The organism is Bacillus sp. SYZHCR11, from assembly GCF_057196865.1.
The window spans coordinates 504327-521165 of sequence record NZ_JBXUND010000001.1 but is presented as its reverse complement, the minus strand read 5'-3'; the positions used below and the strand labels follow the sequence as shown (position 1 = coordinate 521165).

At 48.0% G+C, this 16839-nt stretch carries 14 protein-coding genes; 8 read left to right on the top strand and 6 right to left on the bottom strand.

The features are described 5' to 3' along the window. Window positions 1-13: 13 nt before the first annotated feature. Window positions 14-7471, top strand: a complete 7458-nt coding sequence (locus AC2CGA_RS02410) for a beta-ketoacyl synthase N-terminal-like domain-containing protein (RefSeq protein ID WP_484480114.1) — start codon at window positions 14-16, stop codon at window positions 7469-7471. 133 nt (window positions 7472-7604) lie between these two features. Here the strand turns inward: AC2CGA_RS02410 and AC2CGA_RS02405 are convergent, their stop codons facing one another. Continuing rightward, complete coding sequence (locus AC2CGA_RS02405; protein ID WP_484480113.1) at window positions 7605-8816, bottom strand: cytochrome P450 family protein; 1212 nt, start codon at window positions 8814-8816, stop codon at window positions 7605-7607. Window positions 8817-9104: 288 nt separating this feature from the next. On the opposite strand from AC2CGA_RS02405, the gene AC2CGA_RS02400 reads away from it, so the two are divergent. Further along, window positions 9105-9539, top strand: coding sequence for a NucA/NucB deoxyribonuclease domain-containing protein (locus AC2CGA_RS02400; RefSeq protein ID WP_003154085.1), 435 nt, complete (start codon window positions 9105-9107; stop codon window positions 9537-9539). Window positions 9540-9598: 59 nt separating this feature from the next. After that, window positions 9599-10366, top strand: a complete 768-nt coding sequence (locus AC2CGA_RS02395) for a YoaK family protein (protein WP_025851167.1) — start codon at window positions 9599-9601, stop codon at window positions 10364-10366. A gap of 20 nt (window positions 10367-10386) precedes the next feature. Here AC2CGA_RS02395 and ymzB read toward each other — a convergent pair whose 3' ends face one another. Continuing rightward, complete coding sequence (gene ymzB / locus AC2CGA_RS02390; protein ID WP_003154082.1) at window positions 10387-10749, bottom strand: protein YmzB; 363 nt, start codon at window positions 10747-10749, stop codon at window positions 10387-10389. Window positions 10750-10940: 191 nt separating this feature from the next. Next, window positions 10941-12269 carry a serine protease AprX gene (aprX, locus tag AC2CGA_RS02385; RefSeq protein WP_043867149.1) on the bottom strand — a complete coding sequence of 443 codons (1329 nt, stop codon included), beginning with the start codon at window positions 12267-12269 and terminating at the stop codon, window positions 10941-10943. A 179-nt stretch (window positions 12270-12448) separates the two neighbouring features. On the opposite strand from aprX, the gene AC2CGA_RS02380 reads away from it, so the two are divergent. The 3 genes from AC2CGA_RS02380 to AC2CGA_RS02370 all read left to right on the top strand — a co-directional run bounded on the left by AC2CGA_RS02380 (window position 12449) and on the right by AC2CGA_RS02370 (window position 14158). Then, window positions 12449-12682 (top strand): hypothetical protein, encoded by a 234-nt coding sequence (locus tag AC2CGA_RS02380; protein WP_024085328.1) that lies wholly within the window; start codon window positions 12449-12451, stop codon window positions 12680-12682. Between the two features lie 255 nt (window positions 12683-12937). Beyond that, on the top strand, window positions 12938-13645 hold the full coding sequence (locus AC2CGA_RS02375; protein ID WP_003154076.1) for a poly-gamma-glutamate hydrolase family protein: 708 nt from the start codon (window positions 12938-12940) through the stop codon (window positions 13643-13645). 60 nt (window positions 13646-13705) lie between these two features. After that, on the top strand, window positions 13706-14158 hold the full coding sequence (locus AC2CGA_RS02370) for an OsmC family protein (protein ID WP_043867151.1): 453 nt from the start codon (window positions 13706-13708) through the stop codon (window positions 14156-14158). Window positions 14159-14171: 13 nt separating this feature from the next. On the opposite strand, the gene erbB is transcribed toward AC2CGA_RS02370, so the two are convergent. The 3 genes from erbB to AC2CGA_RS02355 all read right to left on the bottom strand — a co-directional run bounded on the left by erbB (window position 14172) and on the right by AC2CGA_RS02355 (window position 15288). Next, a complete protein-coding gene (erbB, locus tag AC2CGA_RS02365; RefSeq protein WP_003154073.1) occupies window positions 14172-14525 on the bottom strand; it encodes an SMR family multidrug efflux transporter EbrB in 354 nt (117 codons plus the stop codon). Window positions 14526-14541: 16 nt separating this feature from the next. Then, a complete protein-coding gene (erbA, locus tag AC2CGA_RS02360) occupies window positions 14542-14856 on the bottom strand; it encodes an SMR family multidrug efflux transporter EbrA (RefSeq protein WP_003154071.1) in 315 nt (104 codons plus the stop codon). Between the two features lie 138 nt (window positions 14857-14994). Continuing rightward, window positions 14995-15288: a hypothetical protein gene (locus AC2CGA_RS02355; protein WP_003154069.1), complete on the bottom strand. Its 294-nt coding sequence runs from the start codon at window positions 15286-15288 to the stop codon at window positions 14995-14997. 101 nt (window positions 15289-15389) lie between these two features. Here AC2CGA_RS02355 and AC2CGA_RS02350 point away from each other — a divergent pair, with 101 nt between their 5' ends. Together AC2CGA_RS02350 and miaA are read left to right on the top strand one after the other, a co-directional pair. Beyond that, on the top strand, window positions 15390-15794 hold the full coding sequence (locus tag AC2CGA_RS02350; RefSeq protein WP_014305042.1) for a YmaF family protein: 405 nt from the start codon (window positions 15390-15392) through the stop codon (window positions 15792-15794). Between the two features lie 98 nt (window positions 15795-15892). After that, window positions 15893-16837, top strand: coding sequence for a tRNA (adenosine(37)-N6)-dimethylallyltransferase MiaA (gene miaA / locus AC2CGA_RS02345; RefSeq protein ID WP_015388203.1), 945 nt, complete (start codon window positions 15893-15895; stop codon window positions 16835-16837). Window positions 16838-16839 lie beyond the last annotated feature (2 nt).

The window sequence follows — 16839 nt, the reverse complement described above, 5'->3', positions numbered from 1 at the left end:
GGAGGGGACGGCTTTGCAAAACACTGAAGATCTTCTTTACAAACTATTGGCAGGCCAGCTGAAATCTGTCGGATTTTTTACGGAAAACGAAACGCAGCCTGTTATGCAGGGGTTTTACGGCAGGTGGCTGGAAGAAAGCATCTCCATCTTGGTGCAAAAAGGCTTTTTGAAACAGTCTGGCAGTACGTATGTGTTAACGGGTCCGATAGAGCGTGCGGACGTTCTGTGGCAAGAATGGGATGAAAAGAAAGCTCCTTTGCTCAAGGACAGCAGCAAACGGGCGATGATCACCTTAGTGGAGACCGCTCTCAGAGCTTTGCCGGATATTTTATCCGGCAGAGTTTCTGCCACTGATGTTCTGTTTCCTGATTCCTCAATGGAATTGGTTGAAGGAATCTATAAAAACAATGAAACGGCAGACTACTTTAATGAGGTGCTCGCTGACACATTGACGGCTTTCATTGAAGAACGCCTGAAAGAAGACCCGAACGCGGAAATCCGGATATTAGAGATCGGAGCGGGGACGGGCGGGACGAGCGCGGCCGTTTTCAAAAGATTAAAAGAGGTCAAACATCATGTGAAAGAATATTGCTACACCGATCTGTCAAAGGCCTTTTTCATGCATGCTGAAAAAGAATACGGTCCCGACAATCCGTATTTGACTTATAAGCGGTTTAATGTGGAAGAGCCCCCGGCTTTGCAGGGTATAGAGGCGGGTGCATATGACGCGGTAATTGCGGCAAATGTGCTTCACGCGACAAAAAATATTCGGCGGACACTTCGCAATGCCAAAGCGGTGCTTAAAAAGAATGGGATTTTGCTATTAAATGAGATCAGCAGCCATTCGGTTTATTCTCATCTGACATTCGGTCTTTTGGAAGGCTGGTGGCTGTATGAAGACGCCAAACTGCGTATTCCCGGATGCCCTGGGCTGTATCCTGAAGCGTGGCAGTCTGCGCTGGAAAGCGAGGGATATCGGTACGTTACATTTATGGCGGAATCGTCACATCACCTCGGCCAGCAGATCGTGGCGGCAGAAAGCGACGGCGTCATCAGGCAAAAGCAGCCGGACGCGCCGGCGGTTGAAGAAATTGCGGCTTCCAAAGAGCCGGCTGATTTCACAGAACCGTCTTTCTCAGTCACAGACCGGACGGTGCAATTCATAAAAGAAACGTTAGCCAAGTCCATAAAGCTTGCTCCCGAGCGCATTCAGCCGGAAACCAGCTTTGAAAAATACGGCATCGACTCCATTTTGCAGGTGAATTTTATCCGTGAACTGGAAACATTGACGGGCGAGCTGCCGAAAACGGTCTTATTTGAACACACGAATACGAAAGAACTTGCCGAGTATTTGCTGGAAACTTACCCGGATAAGCTGCAACAGGCATTCGGAGCCGATCAAGCGCCTCCTGAAACGGAGCATCCGGAACCTGCAATGAATGAACCGGTGCCGCTTGTCACGGAAACGCGGCGATTTATCACTGAACAAAAAGAGCCAAAAGCGCCAAAGCCGGAAACAGAAAACGTCACCGATAATCGCTCAGATCGTGACGACATTGCCATTATCGGCATCAGCGGCCGCTATCCCGAGTCTGAAACCCTCGATGAGCTGTGGGAGCATTTAAAAGCCGGAGACAGCTGTATTACGGAAGCTCCGGAAAACAGATGGAAGTCCGGTCTTCTGAAAACGATGGCAAAAGAAACACGAAAAGAAGAACGCAAAACACGGTACGGCGGATTTCTGCAGCATATTGACGCTTTTGACCATCACTTGTTTGACATCCGGGAAGACCATGTGATGGAGATGACACCTGAGCTCCGTCTAAGCCTTGAAACCGTATGGGAAACATTTGAAAACGGCGGCTACTCGTTAGAGAGAGTAAACGAATGGCAGGAATCAGACAGCGGAATCGGTGTATTTATGGGCAGTATGTACAATCAATATTTCTGGAATATCCCGTCATTGGAAAAAGCTGCGCTCAGCTCTAACGGAGGGGATTGGCATATCGCCAACCGCATTTCCCACTTTTTCAATTTAACGGGTCCGAGCATGGGCGTTACGACCGCATGCTCCAGCTCACTGAGCGCCATTCATCTCGCCTGTGAAAGCCTGAAGCTTAACAGCTGTTCCATGGCGATTGCCGGAGGGGTCAATCTCACGCTTGAACCGTCTAAATATGATGCGCTCGAACGGGCGAATTTGCTTGAACAGGGAAGTGAAAGCAAAAGCTTCGGAACCGGCACGGGTCTGATGCCGGGAGAAGGAGTCGGTGCGGTGCTCTTGAAGCCGCTCTCCAAAGCGGTTGCCGACAAAGACCATATTTACGGGGTCATTAAAAGCAGCGCGTTGTGCCATAGCGGCGGAAGGCAGATGTACACGGCTCCGGATCCGAAACAGCAGGCGAAGCTCATGGCGGCTTCCATTGACAAAGCCGGAATCAATCCGGAAACAATCAGTTATGTTGAATCAGCGGCGAACGGCTCTGTATTGGGAGATCCGATTGAGGTCATTGCCCTTACGAACGCGTTCTCGCAATATACCGATAAAAAACGATTTTGTGCGCTTGGATCCGTCAAGTCAAATCTCGGCCATTTAGAGGCGGCCTCCGGGATGTCCCAGCTCGCGAAAGTGCTGCTGCAAATGGAGCGGGAAACATTAGTTCCGACCATTAACGCAAAACCGCAAAATCCGAATATCGCGCTTGAACAAACGGCCTTTTACCTGCAGGAGAAAACCGAGTATTGGGAGCGTCTGAAGGATGCCGAGACGGGAGACATCGTACCGCGGAGAAGCATGATCAATTCCTTCGGGGCAGGCGGGGCATATGCAAATCTCATCGTAGAAGAATATATCAGCCCGAATTCCGATCAGGCCCGTCACGGCGATGAGGAATATATTTTCCCTGTGTCAGCGAAAACAAAATGGAGTTTTGAAGCCTATCTTGAGAGACTTGCGGCCTTTTTAGAAAAGACGCCATCTCTTCATCCGGCCGCCATCGCATCTGCGCTGCAAAAAAGAACGCATCATCCGGAGTATCGGGCGGCATTTACGGCTGCTTCCGTTCAGGAACTGCTGGAAAAACTGGCCGCTTACCGCATGGATCAGCGGAATCTCAATTTCTCCGATTCTGATATCGGCCGGCGTGCGCGGCAATGGGAAAAAGGAGAGAATATCACGTTTGATCAGTTGCAGCAAGAGCACGCCGTTCATCTGCCGGCCTACGCTTTTGACCACGGGACTTCTTTTCATTTCGGTGAATCAGAAAACGCTGCCGGCGTTCAGGCGGTATACAGTGATGACGACCCATACGTGAAAGGGCATCAATTCGGCGGAGAACCGGTACTCGTCGGCGCTACATATAACAGTCTGGCAGTCGATCATTTTTGTGACCTTTTTCCTGAAGCGGAAGGAGGACATATTAAAAAACTGAATTACGTCAGCCCCATTACCGTAAAAAAAGGCGATCACATCGAGCTGAAAACAGAATCGAAACAAAACGGGGATGGATTTGAACTGAGCATAATGCACCGCAGCCGCACGTCTCCTGATTGGAGCATAGCGGCGTATGCCGAGTGCAGCCCGTATCCGTTTCAAAAGCAGCACGCAGATCTGGCGGCCATTCAGCGCTCTTACCGGGAAGTGGGCCGGATAGATGAGTTATACGGAGACGGAACGGGAACCGTCGTGTGGGGAGAAGAATTTAAAACGATCACCCGTCTGTACAAAGGCACTGATGCCGTTTTAGCGAAAGTGAACCTGAACAATAGCGACTCACAACAAGCGCATCATTATGCCATAAATCCATTAATCGCCAACAGTGCTTACTTGGCCTCGCTTTCTTTATTGGACCAAACAGAGACGGAAAGCTATCTGCCGTTCGGCATTAATTCCGTCACCTTCAGCAGCCCGGAAAATCTTACCGATTGCTGGCTGCACATCAAGCTGGCTAAACAAACGGGGGAAATGATTCTGATTAACGCAGATGTCATCAGCAGCCGATCGGAAGTGGTGATGCGTTTTGAAGGCTATGCCCTGAAACGGTTCCGCCCGAAAACCGAACAGATGAATCAGCCGGCCCGAACGGCTGTTAAGAATGCGGGAGCACCGATTTCTGCCGGCAGTCTGACAGATGATATCCGCAGCTACATCTTTGGCAAGCTCGCCAAGATGATGGATGAACCCGCGTCATCTCTTCGTTCTAATGCGAATATCATGGAATTGGGACTTGATTCAGCGAGTCTGATCGGGCTGACAAAAGAGATCGGCCAAGAGGCGGACATCGATGTGAATCCAACATTGTTTTTCGAGTATCCGACGGCGGAGGAGCTGACCCGCCACTTCGCGTCAGCATATGAGAGCAAGTTTTCTCAATTGCTTGCCGATCATAAGCATTCAGAAGAGGCCGGGGTCATGGAAACAGAAGAGCGCACTTTACCGAAGAAACAGCATACGCCTTGTGATAACGCCGATGTCAAGCAAGGAATCGCGATTATCGGTATGTCAGCTCAGTTTCCGCAATCCCCGGATATCCAGTCTTTTTGGGGGCACATCGTAAACGGGGATCACTGTATTACCGAAATTCCGGCGGACCGCTGGGACTGGCGCCGTTACGCCGGCGATGAGAATGACACGAGTCTCAGATGGGGCGGTTTTATTGACGGTGTCGGCGAATTTGACCCGCTCTTTTTCGGAATTTCTCCTAAAGAGGCATCACAAATGGGGCCGGAGCAGTTTCTGCTTTTGATGCATACATGGAAGGCAATGGAGGATGCGGGCCTGACAAATAAGGCATTATCAAGCAGACCGACAGGCGTTTTCGTTGCCGCGGGCAACAGCGATCCGAACAATGGAACAGCCATTCCGTCCATCATTCCGAACAGGATATCATATGCCTTGAATTTACAAGGACCGAGTGAATATTACGAGGCTGCCTGCACGTCAACGCTGGTGGCATTGCACAGGGCGGTTCAATCAATCCGTCATAACGAATGTGAGCAGGCTGTCGTGGGCGCCGCCAATATTCTGCAATCGCCGAAAGGTTTTATCGGTTTTGACTCGATGGGATATTTAAGCAAAAACGGTCGGGCGAAATCGTTCCAAAAAGATGCCGATGGCTTTGTCAGAAGCGAAGGGGCGGGCGTTATCATCATCAAACCGCTTGAGGCGGCAATTGAAGACGGCGATCATATTCACATGGTCATTAAAGGAACAGGAGTGTCTCACGGCGGTAAAGGCATGTCGCTTCACGCACCGAATCCGGCGGGAATGAAGGCCGCGATGAAAAAAGCGTACGAAGACACCGATGTTGATCCGCAAACCGTCACTTATATTGAAGCGCACGGCATTGCCTCCGAAATGGCAGATGCGCTGGAGTTTAATGCAATCAAAGCGGGTTACGGCGAGTCTGCAAATCAAGAGGAAAGCGCGCCTTGTTATATCAGCACCGTGAAACCTTGCATCGGGCACGGCGAACTCGCTTCCGGACTGGCCGCCCTTATAAAAGTAGCGATGGCCATGAAGCATCATACCATCCCGGGCATTCCCGGATTTACAGCTGCAAATGAGCAAATGGTTATTCAAAAAAGCCGCTTCCGTTTCACCGAAGACAATCAGGAATGGTCACAGCTCACCGACCATAAGGGCAGACCGATCCCGCGCCGGGCCGCAATTAACAGCTATGGCTTCGGCGGCATGAATGCGCATGTCGTCTTGGAACAGTACAGTCCGAGCCATAAAGACAAAGAATCTGCGCATGACTCGCAGCTTATCGTGCTTTCTGCTAAGAGCGAAGGGCGTCTTAAGGCGGCCGCAGGTCAGCTGGCTGATTTTGTGAAAACTGGAGATACTCCGTCACTGCGGGATATTGCTTATACGCTTCAGACCGGCCGTGAGGCGATGAACTGCCGCTTGGCACTCGTTGCCCGCAATCAAGATGAATTGCTGGAAAAACTGAAAGAGTACAGAGCATTTTCCGAAGAAAGCAATGGAATGAAAAGCTTCTTTACAGGCAGTCAGCAGACTGGATCAGGAGATATCGGCGTTTTACTGGAAGGGACTCTCGGTACAGTCGTCACGGAGACGCTGTTGGCTGAAAACAATCTGGAAAAGCTTGCATTTTGCTGGGTGAAAGGAGCGGATATACCGTGGGACAGACTCCACCAAGGCAAATCTGTTCAAAGAGTGCCGCTTCCGACATATCCTTTTGAACACCACAAGTATTGGAACGGCGGTCAGCCAGAAGACATCAGCCTTGCGCCGGTTTCCCAGGACCCTCAGCTCCGCCGCGAGAGCGCAGCTGACATTGTGGCTGACATTTTGGGGATGAAGGCAGCGGAAATTGATCAAAATAAGCCGCTGACTGAATACGGCTTTGATTCAATCTCCTCTATTCAGCTGCTGAAAAAACTTGAGGGCGGAGACAGCCGCATCAGTCTGGAAGCTCTTCAGAAATGCAGCACTCTTCAGGAGATCGGCATGCTGTTAAAAACGAACCAGCCGCATGAGGCGGGCCGGAATTTTCCCGAACTCGTCAAGCTGAATGAAAGAGAAAAAGGCCGTCCTGTTTTTTGGTTTCACGGCGGAACAGGAGGCGTTGAAGCATACCAGCCATTCGCCAAAAAGAGTCAGCGTCCTTTTTACGGCATCCAGGCAAGAGGTTTGACAGGGAAAGAGCCGCTGCAAGGAATCGAAGAGACGGCCGCTTCTTATATGAGAATCATCCAAGCGGTACAGCCGAAAGGCCCTTATGACCTCGGCGGATATTCCTTGGGCGGGATGCTTGCTTATGAAACCGCGCGCCTCTTGCAGGAGGAAGGTCATACAGTAAAAAGCGCCGTCATGATCGACACCCCGTACAGTGAAAAATGGAAAGAGAGAAAACCATCTGTTAAGTCAGTCATGCTGCAAACGATCAATACGATGCTTACGGCATATCTTAAGCCTGAAAACCATGAAGAGGCATTAATCAGCAGAGAAGACATTACCGTCCAGGCTGAGGAAGAAGAAGTATTGAAAGAATTGATCGGCCTTGCCAAAAAGCGCGGTCTGCCAAAATCCGAAGAAGCGATCCGGATGCAGCTGGAGCAAATGATGAAGACGCAGCTCGCTTACGGAATGGAAGAGTATGACATGAAGCCGCTGCCTCATCCGGAAGCGCTGCAATGCTACTACTTCCGTAATAAAAGCGGTTTGTTTCTCGGAGATCTTGAACGTTATCTGACAGCAGAGGAAGAACAAATTCCGTTAGACCATGATGCGTATTGGAAAGAATGGGAACACCAGATAAAACACTTTCACCTGCTGGACGTCCACTCTTCCAATCATGTCACAATGCTGTCGGAACCAAAGCCGCAAAACGCCATTAAGGCATTCTGCGAAAAACTGTACGCAAACAAAGGAACGATAAGCGCAAATTTCCTTAAATCTTTCAAAAAAAAGCTGGACGAAACAAATGAGTTGGTAAAACGGTAATAGAGAACGGCCGGAGCAATCCGGCCGCTTTTTTTACAAATAGAACTAAATACACTATGTACTAAATATTCACTATTATATTGATTTCCTGTTTATAAGATATTAAAAAACCCCCGATAAACAGGGGGCGATATTAAAATCTGACAGGCAATGTTTCAAGCCCTCTCAAAAACACGTTTTTTCTCCACGTTACATCCTCGTGCGCGCCTTTCAGCTCTATATTCGGAAACCGTTTTAAAAGAGAAGTAAAGGCAATGGATGCTTCCATCCGGGCGAGCGGAGCCCCGAGACAAAAATGAATGCCGAATCCAAAAGAGATATGACGGTTCGGTGTTCTCGCTATATTTAATGTATCAGGATCATCGAAATATTCCGGGTCCCGATTGGCTGAACCGATGCCGATAAATATCATATCGCCTTTTTTAATAGAAACATCTTTATAGGTGAAATCTTCAATCGCCCATCGATTCGCCATCATGATGACGGGAGAGGTGTAACGCAAAAGCTCTTCGACCGCCGTCTGGATATTTTCGTGCTGCCGCTTTATCTTCTCCATCTGGTCTTTATGCAGAAGAAGCGCCAGGGTGCCGGAGCCGAGAAGATTAACCGTTGTTTCAAGCCCGGCAACGACTAACAAAAACAGCATGGAATACAGCTCTGATTCACTCAGCTTTTGGCCGTCCTCTTCAGCGTAAATAAGCTTGCTTGTCAGATCTTCAGCCGGATGTTTTCTTTTTTCTTCGATCAGTGTTTTCATATATTGTTTAAATTCTTTGAGAGCCTGGTTGGTCGCATCTTGTCCGCTCTCTGACGTGTCGACCATCGCGTTTGTCCATACTTGAAATTTGGCGCGGTCCTCTTTCGGAATTCCGAGCAGCTCGGAAATGACGATAAACGGAAGCGGTGCCGCGAAATCTCTCATGATATCAGGGTCTGCTTTTGTTTCCATTTCATTCAGCAGCTCTTCTGTGATCTGCTCTATCCCGGTGCGAAGCTGCTCAATCATCCGGGGAGTGAACCCCTGATGCACCAAAGATCGAAGACGTGAATGATCCGGAGGGTCTTTTGCCAGCATATGCTCTGAGACAAAATCGATATCTTCGCTGACATTCAGCTTCGCGATCAGCTCCTTCGGCATAACCCGTTTTACATCTCTCGTAATTCTGCCGTCTTTTAAAAACGCCATACAATCATCATAACGCGTGATGAGCCATGCCGGAAAGGTGCCTCCGAAACGCTGCAGTTCGAATTTATGTATGGGGTCCTGCTCTCTGAATCTGCTTAAAACCGCAAAAGGGTCTTCGTGAAACTCGGGTGAGTGTGGGTGAAACATTGTTTTTTCCATCTGGATTTCCCCGCCTTCATGTTTTTGAAAAGACATAACCAACAGCCGGTGCCTGCCGACCGGACGGCATTCCTCCTTTTATCTGCCGAAGACACTGATCACAACGGCTCATAAGTATGTCTAAAATATATAAGGAAACAGAAGCCGGTTCAATAGACAAATCGTAAAGCCGCCATTTTCGTTGATTATCAACAAAACAGCAAACTTTTTTTGCCATTTCATCATGTGTGTTAAATCCGGCTAATATACATATTTACGCTTCATATCAACTTCTTAAGGAGGATGTGAATGAATGCGTTTATGAAATGGGCGGCAAGTCTGCTTTTGGTGATCTCTCTTCAGTTCGGCCTTACGGGCGCCGGCATCCATTCGGACAGTGCTGCTCATGCTGCATCCCGATACGATCAGGTGCTGTATTTCCCGCTGTCAAAATATCCGGAGACGGGAAATCATATAAAAGACGCCATTTCGGCAGGTCATTCTGAGATTTGTACAATTGATCGGGGCGGAGCGGAGAACAGAAGGAAAGAATCATTGAAAGGAATTCCGACAAAGCCCGGGTTTGACCGTGATGAATGGCCCATGGCAGTCTGCACAGAAGGCGGGGCGGGGGCTGATATCAGATATGTAACCCCATCGGATAACCGCGGGGCCGGTTCATGGGTTGGAAATCAAATGAGCGGCTATTCCGACGGCACGAGAGTATTATTTATCGTTCAGTAACTTCTCCGGTTCGCCGGAGTTTTTTTATGCTTTGAAAAAGCGGCACGCCGGCTGGACATATGAAGTGGCAAAGAGTAAACTTATATGTTGGAATCAGCATGAGAAAGGATTGGATCACATTGACAGTGACTACATACCGAAATATTGCACTTTTACTTCTTTGTTTAACAGCGGGAATTGTGGATGTGATCGGTTATTTAAGCCTGGGACATATCTTTACCGCCAATATGACGGGGAATATCGTTCTGTTCGGCCTGGCGATCGGCAACTCATGGCACCTTGCTGTACTCAAATCGTTAACCTCGTTAATCGGATTTATTGCCGGCGTTATTGCCGCGGCCCTGCTTGTGGGCAATAAAAAGAAATCATTCTGGCCCCCTGCGGTAACTGCCGCTTTAGCTATTGAAGGAGCTGTTTTACTGCTGTTTGCTTTGTTCTCCTGCTTTTTTGCAGACGCCATTTCTGTTTATGTGCTGATTATGCTGCTCAGCTTCGCAATGGGAATGCAGACGACAGCCGCGAGAAAACTTGGTGTAGCGGGGATTTCCACGACCGTATTAACGGGAACGCTCGCTAATTTTTTTGAAGATCTCACCGCAAGGTTTTACAAAGCGGACAAGCGGAAGCAGTTTACGAGAGATGCTGTATTGCGCGCGCTTGCCTTGGTTCTGTATTGCTTTGGGGCGGTCATAGGCGCTTTTGCCGAACCGGATTATAAGTTTGCCGTGATCTGGCTCCCGATTATCATTATTTTAGGCATTATGCTTTGCGCATTCACGATGTTCCACGGATATTCTGAAGAAAAAAACAATAAAAAAACGCCCTGAATCAGCGGCGTTTTTTCTTTTTATTGCTCTTTCCGGGTCCCGATTGTATACACGGCCCGATCTGTATGTACCTTTAATCCGTCTTGCTCCTGTTGGATGGTAATGTCGCCGAGCAGAGGAATTTCATACGCATCTTGGGGAAGCGGGACATTTCCTTCCTCCGTATAGGTTGTGCCGTGCCCTTTTAAAACGAGTTCTTCATCCGCTACATAGTCATCGGGATGGTTTGTCCGGCGGACGAGAACGTCATCAAGGTGAAGCATGATCTGATCCATATCAGAAATCTCGTTTCGGCTGTCTGTCAGCTCTCCTTTTCTGATATCAAGCGTTTGTCCGATCTGTTTTTGCAGCCATTCAGACAATTCGGTGTTTGTAAGTGCCATTGTGATTCCTCCTTTTATCTACACCATACTTATTCCCTATTTTTTTAGAAATACACTGCCTTGCATTGATCTTTTTTTCTGACAGCCGGTTCTGAACTGTTCCGAGTTCCTTCATTATAAATGTTTCATCTATTCACCTGAAAAACGGAGTCATCTGCCGTGCAGACGACCCCGTTCTCATGATAAAAAGGTTACTCTTTCGGCACAGCGTTTTCAGCGTTCACTGCGCCCGCTCCGTAAATGTTCGGATCTTCATTTGTCCATTGATCCGGACTTTGTTTGATCAATGTTTTCACTTCGTCAGGCGAAAGCTGCGGGTTTTGCTGAAGGATTAAGGCAGCGATGCCCGCACAGATCGGAGTGGCCATGGACGTGCCCGACAGACTGAAATACAAGGAGCCTACACGGTTTGATTTCTGTAATTTGTCAAGATATGAACGCGGAGAACGTAGAGATACGATATCGACCCCGGGCGCAAGAATGTCAGGCTTCTCTTTTCCGTACACCGTCGGGCCGCGGCTTGAGAAAGAAGCGACCGTATCGTCCTCATTGCTGGCCGTATCATTGTCATCATAGGCGCCTACCGTGATGACCTTCTCGCTGACACCGGGGCTTGAAATCGTTTGAGCTTCCGGACCGGAGTTGCCCGCGGCGACGCAGACGACGATTCCTTCATTCCATGCCTCTTCAACGGCCTTGACGAGCGGGTCGTCCGTTTCTTTATCATATCTGAGCGCATCTCCGCCCAGTGACATGCTGATGATTCTGATCGGATTCTTTGTGTGTTCTTTATTATATTGTATGCACCATTCCACACCTTCAATGATATCAGCCAAGGTTCCTGATCCTGATTTGTTTAAAACCTTGACTCCGATCAGATCGGCTTCCGGCGCCGGCCCCTGATATTTACCCGAAGATGAAGCGCCGCTGCTTGCGATATCACCGGCGCAATGGGTGCCGTGCCCGTTGTCATCATACGGTTCTGTCTTTTGGTTGACAAAGTCCGCAAATCCGATAATCCTGCCTTCTAAATCGGGATGCTGATAGATTCCGGTATCAATAACGGCGACGGTTACGCCTTTTCCTGTTAATACGGTGCCGTTACGGGTCACTTCTTTTGCATGAGACGATTCAGCTGCTGTATCAAGGAGAGCTTTTACTTCACGGTTTAAATAGATTTTACGGATATCCCGGCATTGCGAAAGAAGCATGTGAAGGGCGGACGGCGTGACTTCGGCGCTGCAGCAATTGATTGTTTGAAACTGCTTTTTTATAGTGCAGCGTTTTTCTTTTGATAAGACCTGTCCTGTGCTGTGAAAACCGGATTCATGGCAGCCCTCTTCAAATTCAATGATGACTGACATTTTCTTTCTGTTTTTCACCTTTTTTTCGAAAAAATTGTGTAAAAAGCAAGGTGTCCATTTGAAAGGTTTATATAACTGTAATACGTTTTCTCTGAGCGGCCAGTCCAGCTTATGAGCATTTGACCGCACCATTTGTACCATTGAGTAACCAAACATATATACTTTTCCTCCCATTCTGGCGATTCTCTCTATACCATATGAACAGGCCGTAAGTTCGGTCAGTTTGTTTGTCCTTCAGGAGCGCTGGTTACTTGCGGCTTTTTCAGGAGAAGAAATCGAGTTGAAACAGAACGTTTGTTCGTTTTGTAATGAAGCCGGCGGAAGGTAGTATATACATGAACATCATATTGAGACATTCCTTGGAAAAACAGCTTCCGATTGATATTATATATATGAAAAAAGACGGCTCCGTTTCAAAACGGACCATTATGATAAAAAAAGGGGATGAGCGGGCTGTAATGGCATTTTGCTGTACAAAAAGGCAGATGAGAACTTTTTTGACGGGCTCCATTCTGTCCTGCGCATTTGCTTCGGGAGGCGGATATTCATTTCTAAAAGCGTATTCTTGATGCCGTCCGTTTCCGGCCGTGAATCTCCCGCCCCTGAAAATTCGGGCGTTCCTCCCTTTTTTTTTGCCCTCTCTCAACCTTTTTTCACTGATGCCCGGCATTTGAGCGCTTGAACCGTGACAATCCATTGATTTTTCGAAACCGGGAAGTTTTTCACTGATGATAATGTTAATAGAATGTTAAGATAAGACCTATTGACAAAAATCCATATAATGAATATTTCATTTTTCAGAAAGGAGCAAAGAAGGAGAGCTGATGAAAAGAATTTTACTTAATGTCATCATTATCGTAGCAATGGTCTTACTAATAAGATGTGCTCATTATGCGTCAGACCCTGATCCCTCGAATTCTTCTGATACATACACAGATTTTAAAGATCTGGCTGAACATGAAGACCCCGATGATTATCATATATCGTACAATAAGAGAAAGGGGAGCCCCGTATTGATCATGTCCCCGCACGGAGGGAGAATTGAGGGTGGGGTGAGCGAGATCGTCCGCTCTTTCAGGGATGATTATTCAACCTACCTGTTTGAGGGATTAAAAGCGCATGATAACCAGACTCTTCATATTACGAGCACCAAGTTCGATGAGCCTTCAGCAGTCGAAAGCATTAAGCAGCACCATTATGTTATCGCAGTTCACGGTTATAAAGGCGACGAGAAAAATACTCTTGTCGGAGGAAGCGACCGGAAGCGGGCGAAAAAATTGGTGAGAGCTCTCAAACGAAACGGATTTCCTGCAGAATTGGCAACCTCAAAAACCGGTCTGGCCGGGGTTGACACCGAAAATATCAATAACCAGGCGCAAACCGGGCTGAGTATACAGCTTGAGATCAGCAGAGAACAGCGGGAAGCGTTTTTTGATAATTTTGATTACCGCGAAAGGGAATTCACAAAAACGGAGGAATTTTACCGGTTTGTCCGTACGATAAAAAGAGTGATCAATCAAGAGTATTCGTGAGCTTAAAAAAAGACAAACCTGTGAAAGATGAGTAAACTGAAAAAAAAGGAGGTTTGTCCCTTGGCAAAACATCACTTTTATTTAAAAGCAAATTGGCCCGGAAATCGCAATGACGTCGGCGATATTAAAAGCGGCCGGCTGGAAACTGCTGTGTCCATTCCTAAGGAAATGGACGGACCCGGAGAAGGCACAAATCCTGATGAAATGCTGCTTGGAGCGGCCGCGACCTGTTATATTATAACGCTTGCGGCGATGTTGGAAAGAAGCGGCCTGGATAAAGAAGATCTACATATGGAATCTGAAGGAATTGTAGACGTCACGAACGGTGTGTTCACGTACCAGAAAATCATTCACCGCCCGTTTATATTATTAAAGCCGGATGCAGCCGAAACGGACTTTACGCTCGCCAGGAAGTTAGCGCAAAAAGCGGAGTCCTCATGTATGATTTCACGAGCGGTCCAAGGAAACGTGGAGATGGAGCTTGAGGTTGAAGTAAAAGTTGCCCGCGCTTGACGAGTTCAAACGGTCAGCTCCGGGCCGTTTGATTTTTTTTAGCTTTTTGAGACTTGGAACGGTTCAGCAGGATGACCCCCGTGATGACAAAAATAAGCCCGATCATCATTTTAGCTGTCATGGCTTCCTTAAAAACAAAAAAGCCGACAATTGCCGTTAAAGCCGTGCCGACACCTGACCATGTCGCGTATGCGGCGGATAAATCAAGGCTTTTCAAAGAGAAGCTCAAAAACATAAAAGAGGCTCCGATTCCGGCAATGACGCCGAGAGCGGGCCATAAGTGCGTAAAACCGTCCGACAGCTTCAGCATCGTGCTTCCGAACACTTCTGATACAATGGCTAATGCCAGGCAGAGTAATCCTTTCATATCATGCTTCTCCTTTCTACCAATTCATCAGAATGACACCGGCCAATAAGAATACAAGTCCGATGACGGCCTGCTTGTCCAGTTTTTCATGAAACCATTTCGCTCCGATAATGGATGCGAGCACCGTTCCCGCTCCGCTCCATGTTGCATAGGATAAGCTGAGCGGAATGAGATTCAGTGTAAGTGAAAGCATATAAAAGGCCAATGAATAGCCTGCCACTACAAGCGCGCTCGGCAAAAACCGCGTAAATCCGCGGGAGACCTTCAGCATGGCCGCGCCGATTGACTCTGATAAAATAGCAATTGTGAGGAAGATATAACCCAGAATCATATCAAATCCCCCTCTCATCATAATCCTTATGCCTTTTGTTTAAGGCAGTAAAATAAAATAATATCCGAACTTTGCCCGCCAAGTCAAGACATTAGGCCTATATAAAAAGGCCCCTGAAAGGAGCCCTTTTTGATTGTCTTAGTAGTAATACGGATAGTAAGGGTAGCCGTAACCTCCGTACAAATACGGATTGAACAAAGCGCTTCCGACAAGCCCCCCGACAAGCCCTCCGAAGAACGGTCCGCCGTAAAAACCAAACGGCCGTCCGAATCCATAACCAAACCAAGGCCGGCCAAATCCAAAACCCGGCCGCCCGAAGCCGAAGCCGAATCCGGGACGCCCGAACCCGAAGCCCGGCCGTCCAAACCCAAATCCGGGCCGTCCAAACGGTCTCATATCACTATCTGCTGCATATGTGTATTCTTCATTCATAATTTAGGTACCTCCAAGAATAAATTTGAGATGATAACAGAGTATTCAGCCCACCAATTTTTGATTGGGCATTTATCAAAAAAATAAAGGAGTGAGCTTTTGTGGGCCTGTATCAGTCCGATTGGTCAAAAAAACCTCCGCACACACACGCATACCGGGCTGTTACGGATGTAGTGCAGGGGCACTACCATATGATCGAAGGCTTTTCGCAGCCGGAGAACGGCAGCAATACAGATGAGCATACACATTTCTATACGGGCATCACCTCGTTTGAAAACGGCCATTTTCATAGGTATTACGGCATTTCCGGCCCTGCCATCCCGAGGGATGACGGAACACATTACCATGAGCTTTCAGAGACCACCTTTGCCGCCTACAATGAGCCGATTCGGATCCAGCATGGCGGCGTCGTTTACGATCCGCGGGAGGAAGGACGGAAAACGCACCGCCATACGCTCAAAGGAAAAACGAGAGAGGTTGTCGGAAACGAGCCGATCGGGTGGTAGCGGACGTTTAGCGCTCAGGAAAAAGGGCAAAATGAATAGGTGCCTGAAGAAATGAATGCTATAATTAGGGGGAGATTTATAAAAGAGAGTGATACATATTGAAAAATAAAAAACAGCCTGTCGTCATACTCGTCGGACCGACGGCAGTCGGAAAAACAAAACTAAGCATCGGACTCGCGAAAATGCTGAATGCGGAAATCATCAGCGGAGATTCCATGCAGGTATATAAAGGGATGGACATCGGAACGGCCAAAGTCACCGAAGAAGAGACAGAAGGTGTGCCGCATCACCTGATTGATATTTTGGAGCCGTCCGACACTTTTTCAACGGCGGATTATCAGAAAATGGTGAGGGGAAAAATCACCGAGATTGCCGGTAGAGGAAAGCTGCCGATGATTGTCGGGGGGACGGGTCTGTACATTCAGTCCGTGCTGTATGACTATACGTTCACGGAAAACTCCGGCGACCCTGTATTCCGGGAGCGAATGGAGAAACTGGCGGCTGAAGAAGGGGCGGAAGCGCTTCATGCCAAGCTTGCGGCAGCCGACCCGGAAGCGGCGGCAGCCATTCATCAAAACAATACGCGAAGAGTCATCCGCGCGCTCGAAATCCTGCATGTATCGGGAAAAACAATGTCAGAGCATCTTAAAACCCAAAAACGGGAGCTGCTTTACAATGCGGTTCTTATCGGTCTTACAATGGACAGAGAAGTACTGTACGGCCGGATTAACGAGCGCGTTGACCTGATGCTGGAAACCGGCCTTCTTGACGAAGTAAAGCGGCTGTATGATATGAATATCCGGGACAGCCAATCGATTCAGGCGATCGGCTATAAAGAGCTGTATGAATATCTTGATGGAAAAGTGCCGCTTCCTCAGGCCGTGGAGCAATTAAAACAAAATTCAAGGCGATATGCGAAACGCCAGCTGACCTGGTTTCGCAATAAAATGCCCGTTTCATGGACAGATATGACGCCGCCTGTTGATATTGAGCAGAAAAAAAAGGAAATTTTCGAGTGTATAGCAGGAAAACTGGAAATTTAATC